The organism is Alcaligenes sp. RM2 (assembly GCF_052931795.1).
The window spans coordinates 1,087,580-1,113,430 of the sequence record NZ_JBRFIO010000001.1 but is presented as its reverse complement, the minus strand read 5'-3'; the positions used below and the strand labels follow the sequence as shown (position 1 = coordinate 1,113,430).

Here is a 25,851-nt window from a genome sequence, read left to right as displayed (position 1 = left end):
AGTTCCGATCATCTAAAGGGTGTTTTTACGTAACAGGCTTTAATCCACGATGTAGAGTTTGGCGCCCGTCTGAGTGGAGGAACGGTGCGGCTCGGCATTGTCAGCCACATGGTAAGACTGTCCCGGTTCCAGGGTGAAGCGGCGGCCGTCTTCCAGTTCGGTATCCAGCCGGCCTTCCAGACACAGCAACATATGGCCCTTTACGCACCAGTGGTCGGCCAGATAGCCGGGGCTGTATTCCACCATGCGTACGCGAATGGGGCCAAATTGCTGGGTGCGCCACAGGGCCATACCTGTTTCGCCTTTGTGTTCTGTAGGAGTAATGTCGGACCAGTTAACGGTGCAAAAGGGTAGGTTCTGAATATCCATGCTTGCGGCTCGTGAGGAGGAATGACGTTTATAGTAGGCCTCTTTGCGAGGCTTGGTTTGTTGCCTTACTGATTCTTCCTGATACAGGCAATTTCAATTTAGAAATTTGCTGACGTCACAAACGCAGAGAGATCAGGAATACTCGCGCTCAACAGGGGCTTGTCATGGCACTTGTACTGACAAAAAGGGGAAGCGCATGAGTCTGTCTCAATCAACATTATTCGCACGGCACCGTGGACGGTGGGGCGTGCTGGCCGTTGCCTTGTTGCTATCAGCTTGCAGCAGTGTGCCTCAACAATCGGCACAGCGTGAGGCGGTCTCAGCGGCAGCCCCACAAACGGCCTCGACTTTGGGTACGCAATGGGGAGAAGGGCGTGAGTCACGGGCCTATTCGGTTCAGGCTCAGCGCGTCGAGCCTTTGCGTGATGAGCTGCAATTAGCCTATTCCGATGAACGCAGTATTCGCCAGGCTTTGGGCCAAAATCTGGATGCCCAGCGCAGCATTTTGCTGGATCAAGGCAAGGTGGAATTGTCTGTGCATGATGGGCGCGACGCACCTTTGACAATTTTCAGCAGCATCGGGCAGAAAAACTATCAGCTGGCGGGTAAAGCAGGGGAACGTTACGTCCTGGTCTATACCAATCGCAGCGCTACGCCTTATGAAATCATCACCACGGTAGATGGTCTGGATGTCTTGTCGGGCAAGCCGGGCAGCCGCAGCTATAACGGCTATCTCTTGCAGGCCGGGGCCGTCTTGCGTATCGAGGGCTTTCGTAAAAGTGCTGATGAAGTGGCCGCTTTCCGTTTCTCGGGCAAGGACCGGGCTTACGCGGCGAACACTCTGGCGGGTGACAAACGCAATATCGGTGTGATCGGTACGGTGCTTTACGAAGTGCGCCCGGTGACTCCGGCTCAAGCTGCCGTGCCGTCGCCCAATCCTTTTCCTGCTGACAAAGGCAATGGGCAATACGCACCTGCGCCGCGTTATTAAGACTTGACCGTTTCCTTCGGCAAAAGAGCAGTCGGATTTTGACGAAGGGACGAAAGATATTCACGCAAATATCAGGGCTCTTAGCGGGAAATTACGCGCTTGGAGCCCTGCAATGACTCTGTTAAGGTGTGCCAGGATTAGCCACTTTGCAAGGACAGCGCGTGCCGCCAGAGTTGATCCATCCAGAGCATTTTGTCCACGTACGCATCATCATTGGCATGGTGCTGGGTATCAGCATTTCCAGACTGATCGTAGGCGTCTCTGAATTCATCCAACACCCCAAAGCCAAGCGTATCTATCCCATTCACTTGGGGTGGGTGCTGTATCTGTTCCTGACGATTATCCATTTTTGGTGGTATGAATTCAGTCTGGTGAAAGTGCAGGTCTGGTCCTTTCAGCTGTATTTTTTCCTGATTTTGTATACCTGTGTGTTTGCCATCATGGCGTCCTTGTTGTTTCCGTCCAATATGGAGGAATACCGCGGTTTCGAGGATTATTTCCAGACCCGGCGGCGCTCGCTTTACGGCTTTTTTGTGCTGATTCAGCTTATGGACCTGGTCGATACAGCCATTAAAGGAAAAGAGTATTTCTTGTCGCTGGGTGTGGAATACCCCTTGCAGCAAGCCGTGTTCATTGTCATGGGCCTGATCGCCATGCTGGTGCCCAGCAAGCGCTATCAGGCGGCCTTGGTGGTGCTGACGATAGTCTATAAAGGGCTGTGGATTTTCCGTTTGTACGATATTTTGAATTGAGTCAGCCGCTCGTTTTTTCGGGTTCTATCTGTCCTTAAAGGCACAACGGTTTTCTCCGGCTGCGCCCCTTTCGTCTAGCTTGTCCGCATTTCTCTTTAGCTCCTGCCCGGTCAAATGGGACATGGATAGGCTATGGGGCGGTCAAACATCCGCTTTAGCAGATCTGTCATTAAGGCTGGGCTAGAATCGCTTTTTTAGTTGTGTTCTTGGAGATGGTGACGACATGAGTGGCTCCTTTACTTTTGTAGTGATGTTGGCGTTCTTGGCTGTGGTCGTGGTGATGGCTGGGGTCAAAGTTGTGCCTCAGGGCCAGCAATGGACGGTCGAGCGCTTTGGTCGCTACACCCGCACCCTGACACCCGGCTTGTCCTTGCTGGTGCCTTTTATGGACCGCGTGGGCCGCAAGCTCAAAATGATGGAATCCGTGCTGGATGTTCCCTCGCAAAATGTGATTTCCCGCGACAACGTGGCCGTGACGGCTGACGGTGTCGTGTTTTATCGCATCGACAATGCTGCCCAGGCTGCCTATGAAATTGATCACCTGGAAATGGCGATTGTGAACCTGACTACCACCAACCTGCGTTCGGTCCTGGGTTCGATGGAACTGGATCACATGCTGTCCAATCGCGAAGTGATTAACGATCGCCTGCTGGCAGCGGTGGATGCAGCGACGACACCTTGGGGGGTGAAAGTTACCCGCGTGGAAATCCGTGATTTGAATATGGCTCCCGAGTTACAGGAAGCCATGAATCTGCAGATGACGGCTGAGCGTCATCGTCGTGCTGCCGTGACCAAGGCCAGCGGCCAGAAAGAAGCCGAAGTGCTGCAAGCCGAAGGGGAGAAGCAAGCGGCTGTGTTGCGTGCCGAGGGTGAAAAGCAATCCGCTATCTTGCGTGCTGAAGCGCGTGAGCGTGAAGCCGAGGCCGAAGCCCGTGCAACCCGCGAAGTGTCCGAAGCCATCAAGAGCGGTGATGTACAAGCCCTGCAATACTTTGTGGGCCTGAAGTATGTGGAAGCCTTGCGCGATGTGGGTACGGGCCCCAATAGCAAGCTGGTGCTGATGCCTTTGGAGGCCAGCGGCATTACCGGTGCGGTGGCAGGTGTGACCGAGCTGCTCAAGACCACCGGCAGCAAGTTGGGACAAGGCTAAGCGGTTAGCTGGAGGTGCTGATCTTGTCATTCATTTTTGATTCCTTTTGGTACTGGCTGGTGTCTGGCGTCGTGCTGATCGCTGCCGAGGTCGTCATCTCTGGCGTCTATCTGCTGTGGCTGGGCTTGGGGGCTTTGACGGTGGGCTTGTTTGCCGCCGCCTGGCCGGATGCTCCCTCCTGGTTGCAATGGCTGATTCTGGCCGTGGCCATGTTGGGGTGGGTGGTCGTTGGTGTGCGTTGGCAACGGCGCAGCCGGGCCAATCAGCCTGATATTTTGAATACCGGCTTGAGCGCCTATGTGGGGGCTCGCGCGCAGGTCAGCGAAAGTTTTGTGAACGGCCGGGGGCGTATTCGGCTTAACGATAGTTATTACAGTGCCACAGCGACCCAAAATCTGGAGCAGGGCACTGCGGTTGTGGTCTTGGCGGTGGAAGGCGCTGAAATGCGTGTTCAGGCTGTTGAGTAAGAGAAATAGTAGGGTATGGAACAATGATGAACAATCGCTATGGCAAGCTGGCTTCTTTGGTATATCACCTGGACAAGCCGGTAGGACGCTCTTTCGGTGATGTGGAGTACTACCTGGAGCGCTTGCAGGGCACAAGTGGGCCCATTCTGGAGCCCGCAGTAGGTACAGGGCGCATTCTGATTCCCTTGCTGCAGGCGGGGCTGGATGTGAATGGCTTTGACCTGTCTCAGGAAATGCTGGATTATTGCCAGCGTGAACTGGAATTGAGATCCCTGAAGACCACGCTTCAGTTGGCAGGTTTTACGGATTTCATCGCAGATCGTCCTTTGGAGGCGATTGTGGTGCCAGCTGGCTCTTTTCAGCTTCTGGATTCGTTTGAGCAGGGCATTGCTGCGTTAAGCCGTTTTCACGCCAGCTTGAAACCAGGTGGGCGGTTGTTGCTGGATCTGGACCCGGTGGCGGCGATTGTGAGTGTGCAGTCTGGTATGCGGACCTGGTCAGCTCCTCCGCATGGACTGATTACCCTGAATGCCACCGCCCTGGAAAAAGACTACTGCGCCCAGGTGACTCGCGAAATGCATCGCTACGAGCTGTGGGAGCATGGTGTCTTGTTGGAAACCCAGCTGGAACAGTTCTCGCTGCGGTGGTGGGGCGTTCAGGAACTGAGAATGGCACTGGAGCAGTTGGGGTTTGGCGAGATCGTCATTTCTGGCGGGTATCAGTATGGCAAGACGCCTCAGGATACTGACGGGATTATTTCGTTTGAAGCGCGCAAGTTGTAAGACTGGGACTGGGCTTGGAGCCAGTAATCGTATCAGTGTGGTGGCTAAGGTGGAAACCGTACGCGATATGAGCAATGGCATAGGTTCATGCGTGGATACTGGTACCGCAACCGCAACCGCAACCGCAACCGCAACCGCAATTGCAGGATTGCAAGCTGCTGGGCTTGGATCCGGACGACGGATTCTTTCAGCCCTATCTGCTTTTATATTGGTTCTACTACCTGTATTCAGCCCCATCGCACAAGGGCAAAGCCTGATACAGGATGAACAAGGCTGGGTTTATGTGAATGAAAGGGGCGAAGCAGTTCTGCGTCCCTTTATTTACGACAACGGCCCTGATTACTTTGAAGAAGGTCTGGCCCGTTTCGTCGCCAAGGGGAAGATGGGCTTTCACGACCAGTCACTGAAAATCTGGATTCCGGCCCGTTACGATTTCGCCTTTCCTTTTGTGGATGGCAAAGCCAAGGTCGGCATGGATTGCAAGCTCATTCCACACGGTGAACACCATTCAGTTCACTGCCAGCACTGGGAAAATATTTCCAATCCTTTGACAGCACCAAAAGATCAACCTGAAAACTAGTCCGTGCACAGTACACTGCAGTACAGAATTTATCCGGAGAACACGATGAATAAATGGGGAATCCTGGGACTGGTCGGCGTCTTGGCTGCTTGCGCCAATCAAGCCTCGACACAGTCACCCGTGGGAATTGCCAATCCGGCCTCGGCTTATTGCGTGGAGAAGGGCGGGCGTTTGGATATCGTCAACACACCAACAGGGCAAGTGGGCATGTGCACCTTGCCGGATGGCACGGTGATCGAGGAGTGGGAGTTGATGCGCCGTGACCACCCTTCGGCAAAGTCCTGATGCCAGATCATAAAAGCCAGCTATTTGCTGGCTTTTATATTAGCGTTCGATACGGACCTCAAAGTACGCTTCGGACTCGCCCAGATCACGAAAGCCATCACTCATGGCGCGCGTGGCGGCGGCAATCCATTTTTTGGCCAGGGCAATGTCTTCCCCGGACAATTCCGTCTCTGCCGTTTCTTCGGCCAGTTGCCACGCTCGATAGGCCTGGACCACGGCCTCCGGGCCTTGCATGACTTTTTCTAAGCTGCGGCGAAAACGCTCCTCAGCCTCGCGGCGGCCGCGTTCGGTGATATCGGAAGGAGCGTCGTGCAAAGTGATGGTATAGGACATGATGCTTCTTTTTGCTGTATGGATGAACAGTAATTTAGCATGTCTTTTTATCTTGAGCCAGATTTTTGTGATGTCTGTTGCATCAACTATTAGTCGGATTATTCTGCGCCCCCAAACAGGCTGAAAAGATGTGTGCGTTTGTTCGACTTTGCACGACTGGCCCAGCCCTGATTTTCCACCATAGACTATCTGCTTGCGCCCGTGGGTATACTGCTCCAAGCAGATTCATGCTCTCTTTTTTCATGGCCGAGGTTCAGGGTGCAGCTTGTAGCGATTGGCAGTATTACCGTTGATATTGTGGTCTCAGGCATGCCAGCCGAGCTGGCGCGTGGTGACAAACAGGAAGTGGGCTCGATCGACTTGTATCCAGGTGGTGGGGCGCTTAATGCGACAGCGAGCTTCATGGAGCAAGGAGAATCGGTTCGCCTGCTTGGGGCACTGGGTCGAGACGGCCTGGGTGATCGTTTGCGTGCACATATCGAGCAGTTGGGGATTGATGTCAGCAGCATGCAGGTCTGTTCTGATCAGCCCACCGGTAAAGCCATCGTTCTGGTTGAACCGTCCGGGAGTGCTTCGGTGCTGGCACGACGTGGGGCAAATGCCTGCCTGCGTGTTCAGGCTCAAGATCTGCAAGCGGACCTGATTTATGTGGCTCCCTTGGCCTTGCAGCCTATGGAAAGTTTAGCGCAGGCCTTGGCAGACAGAAATGATACTTCGGCCTGCCTGGTAGTGAATCCCAGCGTGGCGTGTTTGCAGCATCAAGGTCAGGGATTCAAGCAGGTCTACGCACGCGCAGATGTGCTGGGCTTGAATGCAGTAGAGGCCCAAATGCTGGCAGGCGTTCAGGGTGCCGATATTCAGCTGGAGCTATCGATTCAGGAAGCGTGCGAGCTGGCTACGCGTCTGCAACACCATTCTCAACAAGCCTTGCTGATCACCTTGGGTGTGCAGGGGGCGGTGTTGGCTGTTAATGGTCAGCAGTATGTGGAACCTGCGTGCAAGGTGGCGGTGTGCTCAACGGTGGGGGCAGGAGACGCCTTTTTATCCAGCTTTGCCCTGGCCTGGAAAAGGGGGCTGGAGCCATCAGAAGCCCTAAAGTTGGCTAGCCAGGCAGCGGCGGCACGATTAGGGCAGTGGGCGGCCAATACCTTTCCACCCATGTTCGGACAAGACGCAGCGCAAGCTCTGACTTTGTAAGTACCAAAAGCACAGCAAAACAAATCACAAAGGGGAGAGGATATGGCAGCCACTATCATTATTATTGGCTTGTATCTGCTGGTGACAGTCCTGCTGGGAGTCACACTCTGTTATACCCGTCCCAGGACATGGAAGCGTGATACGGCTTTATTAATGATTACCCCCTTGGCTGTCCCTGTGGTTTACGCCATTTTCACAATGCTCAATGGATAGGGGGCAGGCACAAAACGTCTCTTCCTGGCATTTTGTTGCATGTTATGCGCTTTTGCGAAGATTTTTGCCGCAAAAGTAAGCTTATGTAGTCTAATCCTAGTCTTTGTGTTGTCTCTGTGTCGGATCTTGACAATCGTTGACTTCATGTTTTGATGGTGGCCCGCTACCATATTCTCAAGCTTGTTTTAGTTGGGACTTTGGGATGTATGCCATGATTAATGCCTCGAATCTGATCGATTATGTACCTATGGTATTAATGCTGGCTGGCTGCGGTATTTTGGGCTTTATTTTGTTGTCTTTTTGGCTGCATCGCTCTTGATCTACACCCAGCCTTGTCGTGCTTTGCAATAAAGCACCGATATTTACGCTTGATTTCAGCAGCTTCTTTTACCTGCCGTGTTGCTTTTGTTGCACGCTTGCCTTCGCACACTTTTCATATCAAACAAGTGTAGTAAGCTACTTCCACGATCTGTTTCGCGACCAGCGCTTGAGGGTTTTAACCCTGCGCTAACAGCAGACGCGGCCTGGACAGTCTTCATCTCGAATGATTTGTCAGGCATCAGCAAACATCAGGTCAAGGAGAAGGAAATCATGTTTTTCCGCTTAGTTTCTGCCTGTGCAGGTTCTTTGATGTTGTCGGCATGCGCCAGTTCCCCCCAAACGGCCACCAAACCAGTCGGGCAGGCCAATCTGGCTTCCATTTTTTGTCAGCGCATGGGCGGGCAAACCATTGTTCATGAAAGTGAGCGTGGTGCCTACGGAACCTGCTTGATGAAAGATGGTTCCGAATCCGAAGAATGGGCCTTTTACCGTAGCTGGTATCCCCGGATGGACTGAATTCTTTGCCAAATGTGGTTTTTGTGGCGATACAACGCCGCGATAGCGGGCGAAGGTGATAAACTTATCCAATCAAATGTGTTATTTGGGAAGCAGAATCTTATGAACTCAACGCGAACTACCCGTCGGCAAATCTAGCCGTGGCCGCGTAGCGTTTCGTTTGCTTTCCAAGAACGTTCAATTCAAAAGCGCGGCTTTTTCAAGGCCGCGTTTTTTATTTCAGGAAGTGTTATGGTCCGAATCACACTGCCCGATGGCTCCCAGCGAGAGTTTCAGGGCCCGGTTTCCGTCAGCGAAGTGGCGAACTCGATTGGTACTGGCCTGGGCCGCGCCGCCCTGGCTGGCCGTGTCGGCACGCCCGGCACCGAGTCGCGTCTGGTGGACACCTCGTATGTGATCGACCAGGACAGCAATTTGGCCATCATTACCGCCAAGGACGCTGACGGTCTGGATTTGATTCGTCACTCCACTGCTCACTTGCTGGCTTACGCGGTCAAGAGCTTGTTTCCGGATGCCCAAGTTACCATCGGCCCGGTGATTGACAACGGCTTTTATTACGACTTTTCCTACAAGCGTGCCTTTACGCCCGAGGATCTGGAAGCCATTGAAAAGAAAATGGCGGAACTGGCCAAGAAAGACGAAGTGGTTACCCGCGAAGAGTGGTTGCGCGACGATGCCGTCGAGTTCTTCAAGAGCATTGGCGAGGACTACAAGGCAGAGATCATTGCCTCCATTCCGTCCAACGAGCCGATCAGCCTGTATCGCGAAGGCGATTTCATTGACTTGTGTCGTGGCCCTCACGTGCCATCTACTGGCAAGCTGAAAGTATTCAAGCTGATGAAAGTAGCCGGGGCTTACTGGCGTGGCGACAGCAATAACGAAATGCTGCAACGCATTTACGGGACTGCCTGGGCGACCAAGGAAGATCAACAAGCTTATCTGACCATGCTGGAAGAGGCCGAGCGCCGCGACCACCGCAAACTGGGCCGTGAGCTGGATCTGTTCCACTTCCAGGAAGAGGCCCCTGGTCTGATTTTCTGGCATCCCAAAGGTTGGGTGATCTGGCAACAGGTCGAACAATACATTCGCCGTGTCTATCAGGACAATGGCTACCAGGAAGTGAAAGCACCGCAAATTCTGGATTTGTCGTTGTGGAAGAAAACTGGCCACTGGGACAACTACGCTGAAAACATGTTCACGACTGAGTCGGAGAATCGTGTTTATGGCTTGAAGCCCATGAACTGCCCCGGTCACGTGCAAATCTTCAATTCCGGTCTGCATTCCTACCGTGAACTGCCTATCCGCTACGGCGAGTTCGGTCAGTGCCATCGTAACGAACCCTCGGGTGCCTTGCACGGCATGATGCGCGTACGCGGCTTTACCCAAGACGATGGCCATATTTTCTGTACCGAAGACCAACTGCAAGACGAGTGCGCTGCCTTTACTGCTCAGTTGCAAGCCGTCTACGCGGACTTTGGCTTTACCGAAATTCTGTACAAAGTGGCTACTCGCCCAGAAAAGCGCATCGGTGACGATGCGGTCTGGGACAAGGCTGAACAAGCCCTGATCGAAAGCTTGCGCCGTACCGGCTGCGAGTTCGAGATCTCGGAAGGCGAGGGTGCTTTCTACGGTCCGAAGATTGAGTACACGCTGAAAGACGCCATTGGTCGTCATTGGCAGTGTGGCACCATCCAGGTGGACTTTTCCATGCCAGCCCGTTTGGGCGCCGAGTATGTGGATGCCCATGATCAGCGTCGTGTGCCTGTCATGTTGCACCGTGCTATTTTGGGTTCCTTCGAGCGCTTTATCGGCATGCTGATCGAAAACCACGCCGGTGCCTTGCCTGCCTGGTTGGCTCCTGAGCATGTGGTGGTATGCTGCATTTCCGAAAGTTCAGCCGATTATGCTCAATCCGTGGCGCAAAACCTGAAGAAAATGGGATTCCGTGCCTCCTCTGATTTGCGTGGTGAAAAAATCACTCGTAAAATCCGTGAGCACAGTATGCAAAAAGTGCCCTATATTCTGGTCGTGGGTGAAAAAGAGCGTGAAAACGGCGCAGTCGCCGTGCGTGCGCGTGGTGGCGTGGACTTGGGCGTCATGCCAATAGCCGATTTTTCAGCACGATTGAAGCAAGAGATCGATAGCCGTCAGTAAAACAGGAACGCTATCGTTTTTATCGACATTTTTAGGAGTTTTCGACATCGCAACCGAGAAAAAACATCGCATCAATGGTGAAATTCGTATTCCAGAGGTGCGACTCATTGGAGTCGAGGGTGAGCAGCTAGGTATCGTCAAGGTGCCTGACGCCTTGGCAATGGCAGAACAGCATGATGTGGATCTGGTGGAAATCGCCCCTGCGGCTGTACCACCGGTGTGCCGTTTGATGGATTACGGCAAATTCCGCTATCAGGAACAGAAACGCCAACAAGAAGCCAAGGCCAAGCAAAAAATCATTCAGATCAAGGAAGTCAAATTCCGTCCTGGTACGGACGAAGGCGACTACCAGGTCAAGCTGCGTAATGTGAAGCGTTTTATTGATGATGGCGACAAGGTCAAAGTGACCTTGCGTTTCCGTGGTCGTGAAATGGCTCATCAGGAACTGGGTATGCGCGTACTGGAACGGATTCGCGACGAAGTCAGCGAAATCTGTCAGGTTGAAGCCATGCCCAAGCTGGAAGGCCGTCAAATGGTCATGGTCTTGGCGCCTCGCAAGAAAGCGTCCTGATACTCTTGCACGATACTGCCTGGATCCGCCCAGGAGCATTATGCGTCGCTCGACTCGCTCCCAAGTAGCGGGTCGGGCACAATCGCCTTTGCAGCTCGGCTGCAAAGGCGTTTTTCTCTAGGTGTCATATGCACGTTTTATTCATCATTGATCCCTTGCCCAGCCTGTCGGCTTACAAGGATTCCTCCGTTGCCATGATGCGTGCATTTCTGGCGCGTGGTCATCGCGTCAGCGTGACCTTGCAGTCTGATTTGTACATTTCCCAAAGTCGGGTTCGTACGCGCAGTCAGGCTGTCAGTATTGCTGCCGATGCCGATTTGCGTGCGCCTTCGTGGTGGACACATCCCGAGCCTGCCACCGAGCAGGAATTGAATGTCTTTGATGCAGTCATCATGCGCAAAGACCCGCCTTTCGATATGGAATACTCCTATTCCACGCACTTGCTCAGTTTTGCGCAGGAGCAGGGGGCCAAGGTATTCAATTCAGGCGAGGCTATTCGCAATCACCCTGAAAAACTCGCTATTACCGAATTTCCGGAATTTACCCCACCCACCTTGGTCACCCGTGACATGGCCCGCTTGCGCGCCTTTCACCAGGAATACAAGGATGTGATCGTCAAGCCGCTGGATGGCATGGGCGGCATGGGTATTTTCCGTCTGCAAGATCCCGAACCCAACCTGGGTGCGATTCTGGAAACGCTGACAGCCAATGGTACGCAAACCATTATGGCGCAGCGCTACATCCCTGAAATCGTCAAGGGTGACAAGCGCATCCTGATCATTGACGGCGAACCTGTACCTTACGCCCTGGCTCGCATTCCCCTGGCCGGCGAGACACGCGGCAATCTGGCCGCAGGTGGTCGCGGGGTTGCTCAGTCCTTGTCCGAACACGACTGGCACATTGCCCGTACCCTGGGCCCTGTGCTGGCCGCACGTGGCTTGCTGCTGATTGGTTTGGATGTGATTGGTGACTACGTCACGGAAATCAATGTGACCAGCCCAACCTGTTTCGTTGAAATTACTGAACAGACCGGCTTTGATGTTGCACAGCGTTTTGCCGAGGCCGTCGAAAAAGCGACGGGACGCGCGTGATTCGCCTTGCCTTGATCATGCACGAGCCCCTGGCCAGCGCGTTTGCCAGCTGTGCCGAGCACGTCCTGGGCGAAAAGCCAGATCTGTTTGTCTTTGACATTCAGGCCGACGAATGCACGGATACGGCGGTGGACCGCTTGCTGGGGCAGTTGCAAACGCAAGCGCCGGACTCGCCCGCCACACTGATACTGTGTGATCTTTACGGTGCCACCCCCTTTAACGTGGCACGTCGAGTCCAGCAAGCTTTGCAAGATCAAGGGCAGGGCGCTTATTTATTGACCGGCACCAATATGTGCATGGTGTTGAAAGCCTTGACCGAGCGACGTGACAATCCCGAGCAGTTCGCTCAGGATGTCATGGCAGGCGCATTGCGTGGCATTGTTCACGCCGACTGCCATTGCTAATTTGAATTTTCACTTTCATTTTTCCAGTTGCCCCTATGCCTAGCGTATCCATCACGATCAGTAATAAATTAGGTCTTCATGCACGGGCAGCAGCCAAGCTTACCCAGTTGGCCGGCCGTTATAGCAGTGAGATTTTTATCGCGCGTGGCTCTCAGCGCGTGAATGCAAAAAGTATCATGGGTGTCATGATGCTGGCCGCCGGAATGGGGGTCACTGTGGTTGTCGATGCCCAGGGTGACGATGCCGATCAGGCCCTCAATGATATTCAGGCGTTGTTTGACGCCAAGTTTGGTGAAAACGAATAAGGAAGAAATCTGGTCATGAATAGTGCTGCAGCTCGAACCCCGGCGTCTGATTTGTCCGCGATGTTTACCGCTCAAGGTCAAGCAGTCGGTAAGGGGTACGCCATTGCCAAGGCCGTGGTAATGAGCGCAGCAGCACTGGAAGTCCCTCATTACCGGATTGCCGCCGAAGACGTCGATTCTGAAAGCCAGCGCCTGCTTAGCGCCATGGCCAGTACTCGTGACGAACTTCGTGCCATGGTGGACCAGCTGCCTGTGGATGCACCACGCGAGCTAGCTCCTATCTTGACGGTGCACAGTCTGCTCCTGGACGATCCCATGCTGACGCAGCAAACCTGCGCCATCATTGCCGAGCGTCACTACAACGCAGAATGGGCTCTGACCTCGCAAGGTCAGATGCTGGTTGAGCAGTTCTCCCAAATGGAAGACGAATACCTGCGCGAGCGTGGTGCTGATGTGCGCCAGGTTATCGAGCGCGTATTGCGCGTTCTGGCAGGCAAGCCTGCTTTGCTGCCTGGTTTTTCAGCCGCTCAGGAAGAGCCGCTGATTGTGGTAGCACGCGATATTTCCCCGGCAGATATGCTGCGCTTGCGCGGTGGTCATTTCGCCGGTTTTCTGACGGATTTGGGTGGGCCCACCTCGCATACAGCGATTGTAGCTCGCAGCTTGAGTGTTCCTGCTGTAGTGGGTTTGGGCAGCTTTCGCAGTCTGATACGCGATGGCGACTTTCTGATTGTGGACGGCTTCTCGGGTGCGGTAATTGTGAATCCGTCGGAGCAAGTGTTGGCCGAATACCGGGAGCGTCAGGAAGCTTATCGTCGCGAACGGGCTGAACTGGAAGAGTTGCTGGATGCGCCAGCGATGACGCTGGATGGGATTAACGTCCGCCTGGAAGCCAATATCGAGCTTCCCGAGGAGGCGGAGCTGGCTTTGAAAGCGGGCGCCGATGGCATTGGCTTGTTCCGCAGCGAGTTTTTGTTCATGGGACGCACGGATTTGCCTTCCGAGCAGGAACAGTACGAAGCGTACTCCCGTGTAGTAAAAGCCATGAAGGGCAAGGTCGTCACTATCCGTACACTGGATATTGGGGCCGATAAAACCCTGGATGGAGATGCCACGGTAGCGACTAACCCGGCCTTGGGCTTGCGTGCAATTCGCTACTGTCTGGACAGGCCCGAGATGTTTGCCACCCAGCTACGCGCCTTGTTGCGTGCCAGCTTGCATGGACAAATCCGTATTTTGATCCCCATGATTTCCTCCATGAACGAGGTGCATGCCAGTCGTCAGGCTATTGAGTCGGCAGCTCGGGAACTGGAAAAATCCGGTACCCCATTCGCACGCAACTATTTATTGGGGGCTATGGTGGAAGTGCCCGCCATAGCCATTGCCATTGAGCCCTTTGTACAGGAACTGGATTTTCTGTCCATCGGCACCAATGACTTGATTCAATATGTTCTGGCTGTAGACCGGGGCGATGCCGAGGTTGCCAGCCTGTACGACCCCATGCACCCCGCCGTCTTGCGTTTGATTGCACACACGATCAATGCGGCTGATCGTGCTGGCAAACCGGTGGCGGTCTGTGGGGAAATGGCGGGGGATGCTTCGGTGACTCGCATGTTGCTGGGGCTGGGCCTGAAAGAATTTTCCATGCATCCGCAGCAACTGCTGGATGTGAAAAAAGAAGTGCGCCTATCGCATTCCAATGCCTTGCGCGTGAAAGTGGCCAGTGCCTTGAACCGTGCCGAGCGCATCGATCTGGCTACCTTAGCCGCCTAAGTAATTGAAAACAGGCCAATTTAGTTGGCAAATATGTAACAAAGCCCAGCTGTAGTCCTACGAGGGATTCCATTTGTAACAACGTATCTGGACCTGTTCGCTCTCTAGATGCTTGTTGTTAAAGGGTTTGTCATGAAGCTTGAGCTATATCGTCAGAATAATTGAAATCAGGATTTACACTAATAGATTGGTCTGTGTGCTCAGCACCGATAGAATGGCTTCTAGGGGAGTTGTAACAGACCCAAGGCCGAGCCGGAAGTCGCACCAGGCATCGGCCCATTCTATCTAGCGACCTTGGAATAGTAGGAAGGAAATCTTATGAAACTGACTCGTGCTCATTTTGCTGTCATGGCCGCTGCTGCTTCGATGACTCTTTTGGCTGCGTGTTCCAAAGAGGACGACAAAGCCGCTACGAGCGCGCCACCTGCTCCTGTCGCTGCTCCACAATCGACAGCACCTGCCACTCCACCCGCACCAGAGGCTGACAAGTCCCTGGAGCAAAAAACGGAAGAACTGAAGCAGGACGCCGCTAAAGTTGCTGACGACGTCAAAAAAGAAGCAGAGGAACAGAAAGAGAACGCCAAGGAAAATACCCACTCCTTGAAGGAAGATGCCAAGGCTGCTGGCGATAAAGTCGCTGAAAAAGCTGGTGAAGCCAAGGATGCAATAGCCGATGCTGCCAGCCGTACGGGCGATGCCATTAAAGACGGCGCTGCCAAGGCTGACAAAGCCATCCAGGACAAGCTGGGTAATGGTGTTGACTCCTCGCCATCTGCCGTGCCTTCGGAACAAGCCAAACCTTAAGGCTTGAATAATTCGGCTGATTGTCTGGCCAAATGCAAAAAGCGGGTGCCTTTGGCACCCGCTTTTTCTATACTGCTGGTAGTGTCAATATTTTAAGGAGAGGGACCGTGATTAATCGTAGCGAATGGCTGGAAGATCTGCAAAAAAACGTCTCGGAGCTGATCGCCAAAAGTCCGGCTGCCGATATTGAGCGCAATGTAAAAGCCTTTATGGGTCAGGCCTTCAACCGTATGGACCTGGTTACTCGTGAAGAGTTTGATACCTACAAGCTGATGCTGGAACGCGCACTGGCTCGTGTGGCGGCTCTGGAAACACGTTTGCAAGCCTTGGAAGGGCGGCAAACTCCTGTTCCTCAAGATGGTGACACCTCTGCTCAAGAGGGCAGCCAAGGCTGATCACTTCATTTGAATACAGTCACCAGGCCTGGGGGTAAACAATCGGCCAGCCCCTTTTTTATTGCTGTTTTTCTGGTCTTGACCGGGGTGTGCGCCGCACAACATGTGTGGAAAGTACCCCCGGCCTTGCCTTTTATGCAGCGCGAACTGGGCATGGATCTGGTGCAGGCAGGTTTTCTGCTGGCCAGCGTGCAAATGGCCGGGATGTTGCTGGGGCTATGCATAGGCCTGATCTCCGAGAAAATTGGTCTGCGTCGCTGCATTTTGACGGGGCTGGGTATTTTGAGTCTGGCCTCGTTAATCGGCTCCTTGTTTGAACATAGCGCTCTGGTTTTGTTGGGGCGGATGATAGAAGGCTGCGGCTTTCTGATGGTGGTACTGCCCATTCCCGCCTTGATCAAACGTATTACTGATGCGGCGCGGTTGAGCCGAGTCATGGGTTTGTGGGGCTGTTACATGCCCGCGGGGGCGGTCTTGATGCTGTGGGCTGGCGCTGCCTGGTTGGCAGTTGGCTCCTGGCGTACCTTGTGGGTGGTTCTCGGTGTATTGACAGCCATCTTCATGATTTTGACCTTCCTTCTGGTGCCACCGGATTCTCAGACTCAAACCAGAAGTGCGGCGCAGCATACCTCTGCTCATCGCTGGACCAGACTGCTGCGCACGACTTTAAGCTCCGGCCGGGTTTGGTTGCTGGCTTTGGCCTTTGGTGTGTACGCGGCGCAATGGGCGGCAGTCGTGGGCTTCATGCCCACTATTTACAATCAGGCGCAGATAGCAGTCGGCACCGCCGGTTTGCTGACAGCCTTGATTGCTGCTGGGAATGTCGTGGGTAATCTGGGGGCAGGGCGCTGTTTGCACGCCGGTATCCCACCTCATAGGCTGCTGCAGGCAGGCTACTTGGGTATGATCGCATGTGCCATCGTTGCGTTCGGGCTGACACAAAGCTTGGTGGTTCAGTTTGTCGCCATCCTGTTGTTTTCGATTGTGGGCGGCTTGATTCCAGCTACCTTGTTCTTCCTGTCGGTCACGGCAGCACCTTCGCCTGAGACCACCTCGACCTCGGTGGGCTGGGTACAGCAATGTTCTTCACTGGGTCAGTTTGTGGGCCCCCCTGTTGTGGCGTCGGTTGTACATGCGTTGGGTGGATGGCAGTGGGCTTGGGTCGCGACGGTTAGTTTTGCCGTTTTGGGTTTGATCATTGCCTGGCGCTTGTCGCATTTGGGTCTGCCCAATGGCCGTTAGGCCTTGCTCAGATCAGCGTCGGATTAGATGAAAGAGATCATGAAAGAGCCAGCTCAATAAAGCTGGCTCAGTTTTTTTGGAAGGGAAAGCAGTATGCTCGTTAGTAATGTCCCGATCACAAGAGATGAGTTGGCTGATCTTTTGGCCGTCTCCCATGAGTCTTTGAGTTTCGAGAACTGCAGTTTTGATGATGAGGATCTGTCGGGTCTGGAGCTGGATGGTTCGCAGTTTTCGGGCTGCAGCTTTTTGAATGCCCGATTGATACGGGCACATTTGCAAGACACGATCTGGCAGCGTTGCAAGTTGGGTCAAGCAGATTTCAGTTTGGCGGATCTCAGTTCGGCGCGTTTTAGTGTTTGTGATCTGCACTTGAGCAAGTGGGTGCGCACCCAGATCGCTTCCTTGCAGATCGAGGATTCCAAGCTAAGCGGTGCTGTTTTCAACGAAACCCGTGGTTTGGACCTGAGCCTGCGCGAGTGCAAGCTGGTGGGTGCAACTTTGCGCGCCATTAATTTCCGTAAGCAAAATCTGGTGCAACTGGATTTCTCCGATGCGGACTTGGGCGGCTGCAATTTTCAGGATGCCGTATTTGAAGGCGGCAGCTTGAGGGGCGCCAGCTTGAGAGGGGTGAACTTCAAGGGAGCAGACCTGCGCAGTGTGGAACTGGGCAGCATCACCTTGTACGACTTGAATAACTCTTTCCAAGGCGCATGTTTGTCCGTAGAGCAGGCCGTCCAGCTGGTCAGTTCCATGGGTGTGCAGGTTCAGTAAGACCCTGGGGCCGTACAAGTACGCAGTGATGTTTTAAGGCAGGCATCTGGAGCTTATTTTTCCCGACGGGCAGACTGAATGTTTGCCTTGGAAAGGGAGAAGGGCATATGTCCTTGGCCGTGTTGAACAGTTGTGCCTTGTCGGGCCTGGATTTTATCGACGTGCGTGTCGAGGCGCATGTCGCTCCAGGATTACCCGCCTTCCATATTGTTGGTTTGCCCGATGCCGGTATTCGCGAAAGCCGGGAGCGCATACGGGCCGCCTTGCAGGCCAGTGGCTTTGACTTTCCTGCAGCCCGACTGACTATCAATCTGGCGCCTGCTGATTTGCCCAAGGATTCGGGGCGCTTTGATTTACCCGTGGCTTTGGCGATTTTATTGGCCAGCGGCCAGCTGAGCCGCCCGGATGACAAGCAGCGTGAGCAAGCGATCACCGGTCTGGAGCGCTATGTCATGGCCGGGGAGTTGTCTTTGACAGGGGCCGTGGTTCCTGTGCAGAGTGCGCTAACGATTGCCCTGGGTATGGCGCGTCGGCATCCGGAGCTTTGTTTGCTTTTGCCTGCGCAGAGTGCAGAAATGGCGGCCCATGTTCCTGACCTGCAGGTCTACGGGGTTGCCAGTTTGGCAGAGGCGGCGAGGTATCTGCGAGGGGACAAGGAGCCGGAACCCGCATTGGCCAGGCCGTGGTCAGAAGAGTGGAATGATGGCCAACAACTTTGCTTGTCGGACGTGCTGGGGCAGCCTTTGGCTTGCCGTGCTTTGGAAGTGGCCGCTGCGGGTGGCCATAGCCTTTTGTTGAATGGCTCGCCGGGTGTGGGCAAGACCATGCTGGCTCAACGTCTGCCGGGTCTATTGCCAGACCTGGAGCGATACGCTCAGCTGGAAGTAGCCGCCTTGTATTCCTTTGTGCAGGAACAGGATTTTTTCAGCAGGCGACCCCCTTTTCGTGCCCCACACCATAGTGTGTCTACTCCTGCCTTGATTGGAGGTGGTAGCCGCCCAAGACCGGGGGAGGTTTCGCTGGCTCATCATGGCGTACTGTTTCTGGATGAGTTGCCTGAGTTCAGTCGGCGTTCACTGGAGGCGTTGCGCGAACCGCTGGAGCAGGGCTGCGTGCATATTTCTCGTGCCCAGAAGCAAGCGGTTTTTCCGGCGCAGTTTCAGTTTGTGGCTGCCATGAACCCATGTCCCTGTGGCTGGGCGGCGAGCCGTCATCGGGCGTGTCGGTGTTCTCCTGCTCAACGGGAGCTGTATCGGCAGCGCTTGTCGGGACCGATGCTGGACAGGATTGATCTTTTGGTGACCTTAAGCGAGTCCGAGCCGGAGCGTGATCAAGCAGCACAGGCGTCCAGTCAGGTCAGGCTGCGGGTACAGGAGGCGATCGAGAGGCAGTTGGCACGTCAGGCGGTACGAAATGCTCGTCTGTCAGTGGCAGGTTTGAAAGAGCATGGGGGCTTGTCTGCGGAGGCCTTGCAGCTACTGGCCAGTGCACGCAAGCGCTGGCATTGGTCAGAGCGAGTGCAGGGTAGAGTCTTGCGGGTAGCGCGGACAATTGCGGACCTGGCCGGAGTAAAGCAGATTGCCAGACCTCATATCGCGGAAGCATTGCAGTTCCGGCCTGAATTGCCTTGAATCGAGGTAAGAAGAAGGCGGGTGTCGCTAGGTGTGGCAGGATTGGGCTGACTGTAGGCTGAGGGCGACAGGCGCCATGACTTCCATGGTTGGCCTGTGCATTGCTTGATTAAATTTTCAGGCTGCGTATGAAACTGCGCGCCTCTGTGGGGGAAGGGGGGGAGGGCTTATCGCTGTTATCGGCTACCAGCACAATATTGGTGTTGATGTTCTCACCCAGCTTTTCGATAACTTGTTGCCTGATGTGGCCGTAATTGGTCTCGGAGAGTAGAGCCTTTAAATAAAACACATTAATGTTTCCAATCAGATTTTTGATTGCGAATTTCTGTGTGAATAATTCGTCGCTGACTGCCTGGCTGGTTTGGAAGAAAATATTGCACAGTGCGATTTCCGACCCTGTATGGGCAATACTGATTTGCAAGTTGACGCTATAAGTCTCTTTTTGGGGCGGTTTGTTCACCTTGGTAGCCGCAGAGATCTGGGCATGTGATTTCGCGTTATAGAGGATGAAGGCAGGATCATCTTCAGAGAGTTGACTAAACAGATCAACACTTGCCGTGGCGCTATCGATTTGCGCTTGGTTGAGCCGTTTGAAAAAACTCTGCTCCAGTATTTGCAGCACGGTGATGCTTGCGGTACCGGCTGAGATTTTCAGCGTGCTGGTTCCCTGCTCGCTCAGGTTCCAGAACAGATTGCCTACTGTATTCTTGAAAAAACTCAGCCAGCCTGCGGGGTCAACAAAGCGGGAGCCCAGTTTTTTATCGGCGCCCATCTGGGCCAAAAGGTTGGAATGGATAAAGTCTTCATAGCTCAGCGTATTGGTGTCTTCCGTGGTGGCAGAAATCAGATTGCCTGACACCACATAGGTTTGCTCAGTAGAAAAAGCCATCTTGATTCTCCTTTGTTGAATCCAGTGTCTGCAAGCGCACTGCCCGGCTTTACAGGCCGGGCTTGATTCAGTGCTTAAATATCCAGATCCAGCACAAAGTTCACGGCGTTATCGCCGAGCTTGTCGATGACTGCCTGGCGTACTTTCGAGTACACCGATTCATTGAGCACAATCAGGTTGGCTGCGCGGTAGAGCCAAGCGGTGGATTTGCTCCATTTCCAGAACAGGAAGCTGCCGGATTGGATGTCGGTCCGTGCATTGATGGCGGTCAGCACCATGCTGACGGTGCCGTGCTGGTCCTGGCCAGCAGGCAGAATCTGGAATTTGCCGCGGTCTTCTTTGGTGCTGCTGTGGTCAAACAGCTTCATGGGTTTTTGATTGGCAGGCTTGTTCAAGGCGCCGAATGTTTCCTGGGCGATTTTGTATAGCGGATTATTGACGTTGTTAACCACTGTCAGTATCACCTCCAGTACGACCTGGTCCATGGTGACGTCCGTATTCTTGGGTTGGAAGCGTTCAAAGAAGCTACTGCTGCTACCCCAGCCCAGGTTGGTCAGCCCATCCGAGTAAAACTTGAACCATTTTTCGCGATCATTTTCGTTGGGGTATTTCTTGTCAGCGGCCAGTTGCATCAACAAGGTGCTGTTTTGCACGTCGGCGCGGGATTGTTCGGTCAGTCCGCTGACAAAGCAAGGGATGCTGGCTTTGGCAACGACGGCACCATCTTCGTCGGCACTGCTGGTCGCTCGTGCGGTTACACGGTTGCCGCCGGCCGGGGCGTCGGGAATGTCCAGGGCGTTAATCCATGCCAATACCTGCTTGTGGTCAGTAATCGTGCTCATGGTAATACTCCGAAATTAAAAAGGGTTTTTACTGCATCAAAAAGTCTTTTTCGATTTTCCTTTTGAGATAATCGATTTTTAAAAGACCTTAATTTTTAATTTGGTTTTATTTTTGGTTATTTATTAGTTAAGTCGATTGCAAAATTATTGTCAAAGACGTTTCCGAAATATATGAAAAGGTTGCAAGCGTTACCAGTTATGAGTTGGCTTGCAATATGTGATCTTACTTGAATTGCTTTGGCTGCCTATGGTGTGCTGGCTGCTTTGGTTTTCAAGATAATTGATTTTTTATTTAATCGACGATTATTTTTTTGTTTGGTTGTATTTTGATTTTATTAACGGTCTGTGCGTTATTTATTTATATTTAAAGTTCGTTTTTAGGTATGGAATGGATTTTTGGAAAATAGATACCACGCATGCGATGCATGCAATAAACAGCTGCGCAGCGACTGTTTGATCAAAGGTCGAACGGTGGTGATGGTGGGGAAGCACTGACAACAAGGTGTTGTAAAGCGTGGGCTGATCCATGCCTTGGGATCACCCGTAGTAATGAGGGCTTGTGAAATGCTTAGAGGCGGGTGGAGTCTTCCGCAAGGATTGAGCGGATCGCGTGTGCTGACGCGCATCCGGCTGGGTCATTGTTTCTGGTTTTCCTTTATGGCCTGCCGACAACGGCCCTCCTACAAAAATCCCTTTGATATCTGGACAATCCTTCAGGGATCACCCTATAATCAAGAGCTTTTCCCCTGTTTGGATCTGTTCTGGCAGCGGACAAAGAAAAAAATAAGTGCCTGTTTTGGGTCATACAAGTGTCCGCCAGCTTCCTAGGCGACCACCCGCAGACACAAATTAGTCGAGTAATTTCATGCCTAAAATGAAAACCAAAAAAAGCGCCTCCAAGCGCTTTGTGGTTCGTGGTAGCGGTTCCATCAAGCGGGGCCAAGCGTTCAAGCGTCACATTCTGACCAAGAAGACGACCAAGAACAAACGTCAGTTGCGCGGTGCCGTCGAGGTTCATAAAGCCGACGTCGCTTCCGTAAAAGCAATGATGCCTTTCGCTTGATTAGGGAGAATCGAACATGTCACGAGTAAAACGCGGTGTTAACGCACGCGCACGCCACAAGAAAGTAATTGCCCAGGCCAAAGGTTTTCGCGGCCGTCGCGGTAATGTATTCCGTATAGCCAAACAGGCTGTCATGAAGGCAGGTCAGTACGCCTACCGTGACCGCCGTAACAAGAAACGCGTATTCCGCTCGCTGTGGATTACCCGTATCAACGCAGCTTGCCGCGAACTGGATATGAGCTACAGCCAGTTTATCGCCGGCCTGAACAAAGCCTCCATCGCTTTGGACCGTAAGGTTCTGGCTGACTTGGCTGTTAAAGACAAGGCAGGTTTTGCTGCTGTTGTTGCACAGGCTAAGAACGCTCTGGCTGCTTAAGCGGTATCTGACTGTATAGTTCACAAACGGGGCCTTTGGGGCTCCGTTTGTTTTTGGAAAGTAACACGCCATGACTTCCTCCCACGACGATCTGATTGCCCAGGCTCGGGCCTTATTTGAGCAGTCTCAGGACGCCGCTTCGCTGGAAAACGCTAAAGCTCGATTTTTGGGCAAACAAGGTGCCATCACTGCCTTGATGAAAGGCCTTGCCCAGATGGAGCCGGAGCAGAAAAAAGCAGCCGGTGCCAGCATCAACGTGCTCAAGCGCGAAATTGAAGATCTGCTGAACGATCGTCGTGCTGCCCTGGCGGCAGAACAATTGAACCAGCGACTGGCTCAAGAACAAATTGATGTGACTTTGCCCGGCCGTGGTCGTGGCACCGGTGGTATCCACCCGGTGATCCAGACCTGGCAGCGTGTTGAAGCCATTTTCCGCTCTATCGGTTTCGATGTGGCTGACGGCCCTGAAATCGAAAATGACTGGACAAATTTTACCGCTCTGAATAATCCAGAGAATCACCCCGCTCGTTCGATGCAAGACACGTTCTATATCGATATGAACGACGAGCAGGGTTTGCCCTATTTGCTGCGTACGCACACCAGTCCCATGCAGGTGCGTTATGCACGCATGAATAAGGCCCCTATCAAGGTTATTGCTCCCGGCCGCACCTATCGTGTCGATAGTGATGCCACCCACTCGCCCATGTTCCACCAGGTGGAAGGGCTGTGGATTGCCGAGGATATTTCCTTTGCCGATCTGAAAGGCGTTTACACGAACTTTCTGCGCGCCTTCTTTGAAAGCGACGATCTGGTCGTGCGCTTTCGACCTTCTTTCTTCCCCTTTACCGAGCCATCCGCCGAGATTGACATGATGTTCTCCTCCGGCCCCAACAAGGGCCGTTGGCTGGAGATCTCCGGCTCCGGGCAGGTTCACCCGCAAGTGGTGCGCAATTTCGGTTTGGACCCAGAGCGTTACATCGGTTTCGCCTTTGGTTCCGGACTGGAGCGCCTGACTATGTTGCGCTATGGTGTTAACGATTTGCGCCAGTTCTTTGAAGGCGATCTGCGCTTTCTGAAGCAGTTCAATCGTTGATTCCTACTTCGCGCCGCTGGGCCTTTTAGGCCCGGTCGGTTCCGGTATACGCCGTTTTACGTCTCCATCTTTGCATCATGTTATTTTCCGAATCGTGGCTGCGCCGCTTTGTGAATCCCAAACTGGGAACTGAAGAACTGGGTCATCAACTGACGATGGCTGGCCTGGAGGTTGAAGAAATTCAAGCCGCCGCGCCAGCGTTCGAGAATGTTGTCGTCGGCTTTATTGCCGAGATTGCCCCTCATCCCGACGCTGACCGCCTGCGCGTATGCCAGGTCGATGACGGCTCGGGCAAGCTGCTGCAGATTGTGTGCGGTGCACCCAATGCGGCTCAAGGCATCAAGATCCCGGTCGCACGTGTGGGTGCAGAGCTGCCCGGTGGCATGAAAATCGGCCCGGTCAAAATGCGTGGCGTGGAGTCCGCCGGCATGTTGTGCTCGGGTCGCGAACTGGGTCTGTCGCAAGATCACGATGGTTTGCTGGTACTGGATGCTGATGCGCCCGTGGGCCAGAGCCTGCGCGAACTGCTGGATCTGGACGACCAGATTATCGAATTGAAATTGACGCCTAACCGTGCGGACTGCCTGTCCGTGCTGGGCGTGGCACGCGAAGTAGCCGCCCTGACTGGCGAGCCACTGACACTGCCAGACTTCACTCCTGTTCCTGTCACGATTGAGGATCGTGTTTCCGTTACCGTGAAAGACGCTGATTTGTGCGGCCGTTTTGCCGGGCGTGTGATTCGTGGCGTCAATGCGCGTGCCAAAACCCCGGACTGGATGAAAACTCGTCTGGAGCGCAGTGGCCAGCGTTCAATCTCCGCATTGGTGGACATTTCCAATTACGTCATGCTGGAACTGGGCCGTCCTACGCACGTGTTCGATTTGCAGCACGTACAGGCTGGTCTGGAAGTGCGTTGGGCACGTAAAGGCGAGACGCTGGAGCTGCTGAGCGGTTTGAATGTCGAGCTGGATACCGATGTGGGTGTGATTGCGGTTAACGATGTGCCGCAAAGCATGGCCGGTATCATGGGCGGCGAACAAAGCGCTGTCACACTGGATACGACGGATGTGTATCTGGAAGGCGCTTTCTGGTGGCCAGAAGCCATCATGGGCCGTGCCCGTCGCTACAAGTTTTCTTCCGACGCCAGCCACCGTTTCGAGCGTGGCGTGGACTTCGACTCCATTACCCAGCATTTGGAACGCACCACAGCGCTGATCCTGGAAATCTGCGGCGGCCAAGCGGGACCTATGGATGACCAGGTTGTGGCCTTGCCCGAGCGCAAGCCCGTTGCCATGCGCCTGGAGCGTTGCCGCCGTGTTCTGGGTATTCCTCTGGATCAAAAGCAGGTGGAGAGCATCTTCACCTTGTTGGGCCTGGACTTCTCGGTGGCTGACGAAGTCTTTACGGTCAATCCTCCCAGCTTCCGTTTCGATTTGACGATTGAAGAAGACCTGATCGAGGAAGTTGCCCGTATCTACGGTTTTGAAAATATTCCTGATCTGCCTCCGGTCGCTGCTGCACAAATGCGTGTGCCAGTCGAGTCCTTGCGTGGTCCGCACGCCTTGCGCGCTATATTGGCCGCCCAGGACTACCAGGAAGTGATCAACTTCTCCTTTGTGCAAGAGTCTTGGGAAAAAGATATTAACGGACAGGCTGACCCTATCCGTTTGTTGAACCCCATTGCCAGCCAGTTGGCGGTGATGCGTACCAGCCTGATTCCTGGTCTGCTGGCCAATATTGAACGCAACGCCAACCGCCGTCAGTCGCGCGTGCGTGTGTTCGAGTTTGGCCGCGTCTTCATGCGCGATGCCTCTCAAGAAAATGGTCCGTTGACCGTGGCCGGTATCCATCAGCCCAACCGCATTGCCGCCGCAGCCTGGGGCCCTGTTGTGACCGAGCAGTGGGGACAGCCCGATCGTCTTGTCGACTTCTTTGACGTCAAGCGCGATCTGGAAACTTTGCTGGGTCAACGTGCTGCTCAAGTCCGTTTCGAGCCTGAAGCTCACCCGGCCTTGCACCCAGGCCGTAGCGCCAGTGTGAAACTGGATGGTAAAACCATAGGCTGGATCGGTGAAATCCATCCTCAGTGGTTGAGCGAATTTGGTTTGAATCAAGCGCCGGTCGTCTTTGAGGTGGACGTTGATGCCATCTCTCACGACGAAGTGGTACACGCTCAGGAAGTATCCAAGCAACCCGTTGTGCAACGAGATCTAGCGGTTTGGCTGGATAAGGACGTATCCTATCAAGCTGTGCTGGATACACTGAACCAGGTGCGCAGCACGGCACCGCAAGCGGCTATCGTCAAAGATATTCAGTTGTTTGACGTCTGGCGCGACAAGAACGATGCATCGGAAAAGAGTCTGGCGATTCGATTCTGGCTGCAAGACAGCGCAAGCACGCTGGACGATGAACGCGTCGAGCAATGCCTGGATGCATTGTTGGCGGCACTGGTGTCTGCGCATGGCGCACGGGCACGAGCATAAGGAGACAC

29 protein-coding genes are annotated in these 25,851 nt (G+C 53.8%); 25 read left to right on the top strand and 4 right to left on the bottom strand.

Features of this window, described 5'->3' with window-relative positions:
• Positions 1-39 precede the first annotated feature (39 nt).
• Positions 40-369, bottom strand: a complete 330-nt coding sequence (locus ACU6HM_RS05140) for a DHCW motif cupin fold protein (RefSeq protein ID WP_026482692.1) — start codon at positions 367-369, stop codon at positions 40-42.
• A gap of 196 nt (positions 370-565) precedes the next feature.
• Between ACU6HM_RS05140 and ACU6HM_RS05135 the strand changes: the two genes are divergently transcribed.
• The 7 genes from ACU6HM_RS05135 to ACU6HM_RS05105 all read left to right on the top strand — a co-directional run bounded on the left by ACU6HM_RS05135 (position 566) and on the right by ACU6HM_RS05105 (position 5,376).
• Complete coding sequence (locus tag ACU6HM_RS05135) at positions 566-1,360, top strand: hypothetical protein (RefSeq protein ID WP_254499323.1); 795 nt, start codon at positions 566-568, stop codon at positions 1,358-1,360.
• Between the two features lie 146 nt (positions 1,361-1,506).
• Positions 1,507-2,112, top strand: coding sequence for a hypothetical protein (locus ACU6HM_RS05130; protein WP_250757191.1), 606 nt, complete (start codon positions 1,507-1,509; stop codon positions 2,110-2,112).
• A 223-nt stretch (positions 2,113-2,335) separates the two neighbouring features.
• Positions 2,336-3,262, top strand: coding sequence for an SPFH domain-containing protein (locus tag ACU6HM_RS05125; protein ID WP_009454414.1), 927 nt, complete (start codon positions 2,336-2,338; stop codon positions 3,260-3,262).
• Positions 3,263-3,276: 14 nt separating this feature from the next.
• A complete protein-coding gene (locus ACU6HM_RS05120) occupies positions 3,277-3,729 on the top strand; it encodes an NfeD family protein (RefSeq protein WP_009454411.1) in 453 nt (150 codons plus the stop codon).
• Positions 3,730-3,752: 23 nt separating this feature from the next.
• Positions 3,753-4,511, top strand: coding sequence for a class I SAM-dependent methyltransferase (locus tag ACU6HM_RS05115; RefSeq protein WP_009454410.1), 759 nt, complete (start codon positions 3,753-3,755; stop codon positions 4,509-4,511).
• A 49-nt stretch (positions 4,512-4,560) separates the two neighbouring features.
• Positions 4,561-5,091: a WG repeat-containing protein gene (locus ACU6HM_RS05110; protein ID WP_369326771.1), complete on the top strand. Its 531-nt coding sequence runs from the start codon at positions 4,561-4,563 to the stop codon at positions 5,089-5,091.
• 45 nt (positions 5,092-5,136) lie between these two features.
• Positions 5,137-5,376 (top strand): putative hemolysin, encoded by a 240-nt coding sequence (locus ACU6HM_RS05105; protein WP_009454408.1) that lies wholly within the window; start codon positions 5,137-5,139, stop codon positions 5,374-5,376.
• A 39-nt stretch (positions 5,377-5,415) separates the two neighbouring features.
• Here the strand turns inward: ACU6HM_RS05105 and ACU6HM_RS05100 are convergent, their stop codons facing one another.
• A complete protein-coding gene (locus tag ACU6HM_RS05100) occupies positions 5,416-5,709 on the bottom strand; it encodes a hypothetical protein (RefSeq protein WP_003800394.1) in 294 nt (97 codons plus the stop codon).
• Positions 5,710-5,967: 258 nt separating this feature from the next.
• Here ACU6HM_RS05100 and ACU6HM_RS05095 point away from each other — a divergent pair, with 258 nt between their 5' ends.
• From ACU6HM_RS05095 to ACU6HM_RS05030, 14 genes are all read left to right on the top strand, one after another.
• Positions 5,968-6,906: a carbohydrate kinase family protein gene (locus ACU6HM_RS05095; protein ID WP_021446651.1), complete on the top strand. Its 939-nt coding sequence runs from the start codon at positions 5,968-5,970 to the stop codon at positions 6,904-6,906.
• Positions 6,907-6,948: 42 nt separating this feature from the next.
• Positions 6,949-7,119, top strand: coding sequence for a hypothetical protein (locus ACU6HM_RS05090; protein ID WP_446763414.1), 171 nt, complete (start codon positions 6,949-6,951; stop codon positions 7,117-7,119).
• A gap of 591 nt (positions 7,120-7,710) precedes the next feature.
• Entirely contained in the window at positions 7,711-7,956 is a 246-nt protein-coding gene (locus ACU6HM_RS05085; protein WP_446763413.1) for a putative hemolysin, read from the top strand.
• A 231-nt stretch (positions 7,957-8,187) separates the two neighbouring features.
• On the top strand, positions 8,188-10,110 hold the full coding sequence (gene thrS / locus ACU6HM_RS05080; RefSeq protein WP_369326775.1) for a threonine--tRNA ligase: 1,923 nt from the start codon (positions 8,188-8,190) through the stop codon (positions 10,108-10,110).
• 46 nt (positions 10,111-10,156) lie between these two features.
• Entirely contained in the window at positions 10,157-10,681 is a 525-nt protein-coding gene (gene infC / locus ACU6HM_RS05075) for a translation initiation factor IF-3 (protein WP_080584954.1), read from the top strand.
• Between the two features lie 128 nt (positions 10,682-10,809).
• Positions 10,810-11,772 carry a glutathione synthase gene (gene gshB, locus ACU6HM_RS05070; RefSeq protein ID WP_446763412.1) on the top strand — a complete coding sequence of 321 codons (963 nt, stop codon included), beginning with the start codon at positions 10,810-10,812 and terminating at the stop codon, positions 11,770-11,772.
• The gene (locus ACU6HM_RS05065) at positions 11,769-12,176 is read left to right on the top strand and encodes a PTS sugar transporter subunit IIA (RefSeq protein WP_009454402.1); all 408 of its coding nucleotides are present in this window, start codon (positions 11,769-11,771) and stop codon (positions 12,174-12,176) included. The genes gshB and ACU6HM_RS05065 overlap by 4 nt, the downstream gene beginning before the upstream one ends.
• 35 nt (positions 12,177-12,211) lie before the next feature.
• Entirely contained in the window at positions 12,212-12,481 is a 270-nt protein-coding gene (locus ACU6HM_RS05060) for an HPr family phosphocarrier protein (RefSeq protein WP_003800381.1), read from the top strand.
• 60 nt (positions 12,482-12,541) lie between these two features.
• Positions 12,542-14,254 (top strand): phosphoenolpyruvate--protein phosphotransferase, encoded by a 1,713-nt coding sequence (gene ptsP / locus ACU6HM_RS05055; RefSeq protein ID WP_021446646.1) that lies wholly within the window; start codon positions 12,542-12,544, stop codon positions 14,252-14,254.
• Positions 14,255-14,572: 318 nt separating this feature from the next.
• Complete coding sequence (locus ACU6HM_RS05050) at positions 14,573-15,058, top strand: hypothetical protein (protein WP_446763411.1); 486 nt, start codon at positions 14,573-14,575, stop codon at positions 15,056-15,058.
• 107 nt (positions 15,059-15,165) lie between these two features.
• Positions 15,166-15,453: an accessory factor UbiK family protein gene (locus ACU6HM_RS05045; protein ID WP_009454398.1), complete on the top strand. Its 288-nt coding sequence runs from the start codon at positions 15,166-15,168 to the stop codon at positions 15,451-15,453.
• 87 nt (positions 15,454-15,540) lie between these two features.
• Entirely contained in the window at positions 15,541-16,695 is a 1,155-nt protein-coding gene (locus ACU6HM_RS05040) for an MFS transporter (RefSeq protein WP_336972509.1), read from the top strand.
• Between the two features lie 129 nt (positions 16,696-16,824).
• Positions 16,825-17,466 (top strand): pentapeptide repeat-containing protein, encoded by a 642-nt coding sequence (locus ACU6HM_RS05035; protein ID WP_336972461.1) that lies wholly within the window; start codon positions 16,825-16,827, stop codon positions 17,464-17,466.
• A 107-nt stretch (positions 17,467-17,573) separates the two neighbouring features.
• Positions 17,574-19,097, top strand: coding sequence for a YifB family Mg chelatase-like AAA ATPase (locus ACU6HM_RS05030; RefSeq protein ID WP_336972463.1), 1,524 nt, complete (start codon positions 17,574-17,576; stop codon positions 19,095-19,097).
• Between the two features lie 109 nt (positions 19,098-19,206).
• Here the strand turns inward: ACU6HM_RS05030 and ACU6HM_RS05025 are convergent, their stop codons facing one another.
• Both ACU6HM_RS05025 and ACU6HM_RS05020 read right to left on the bottom strand, forming a co-directional pair.
• Positions 19,207-19,986, bottom strand: a complete 780-nt coding sequence (locus ACU6HM_RS05025) for a hypothetical protein (RefSeq protein WP_446763410.1) — start codon at positions 19,984-19,986, stop codon at positions 19,207-19,209.
• 74 nt (positions 19,987-20,060) lie between these two features.
• Entirely contained in the window at positions 20,061-20,828 is a 768-nt protein-coding gene (locus ACU6HM_RS05020) for a hypothetical protein (protein WP_009454393.1), read from the bottom strand.
• An 865-nt stretch (positions 20,829-21,693) separates the two neighbouring features.
• On the opposite strand from ACU6HM_RS05020, the gene rpmI reads away from it, so the two are divergent.
• The 4 genes from rpmI (at position 21,694) to pheT (ending at position 25,843) form a co-directional block, all read left to right on the top strand.
• Positions 21,694-21,891, top strand: a complete 198-nt coding sequence (gene rpmI / locus ACU6HM_RS05015) for a 50S ribosomal protein L35 (protein ID WP_003800367.1) — start codon at positions 21,694-21,696, stop codon at positions 21,889-21,891.
• A gap of 16 nt (positions 21,892-21,907) precedes the next feature.
• Positions 21,908-22,267: a 50S ribosomal protein L20 gene (rplT, locus tag ACU6HM_RS05010; RefSeq protein ID WP_009454390.1), complete on the top strand. Its 360-nt coding sequence runs from the start codon at positions 21,908-21,910 to the stop codon at positions 22,265-22,267.
• Between the two features lie 70 nt (positions 22,268-22,337).
• Positions 22,338-23,360: a phenylalanine--tRNA ligase subunit alpha gene (gene pheS, locus ACU6HM_RS05005; RefSeq protein ID WP_009454388.1), complete on the top strand. Its 1,023-nt coding sequence runs from the start codon at positions 22,338-22,340 to the stop codon at positions 23,358-23,360.
• Between the two features lie 77 nt (positions 23,361-23,437).
• Positions 23,438-25,843 carry a phenylalanine--tRNA ligase subunit beta gene (gene pheT / locus ACU6HM_RS05000; protein WP_250757202.1) on the top strand — a complete coding sequence of 802 codons (2,406 nt, stop codon included), beginning with the start codon at positions 23,438-23,440 and terminating at the stop codon, positions 25,841-25,843.
• Positions 25,844-25,851: the final 8 nt, after the last annotated feature.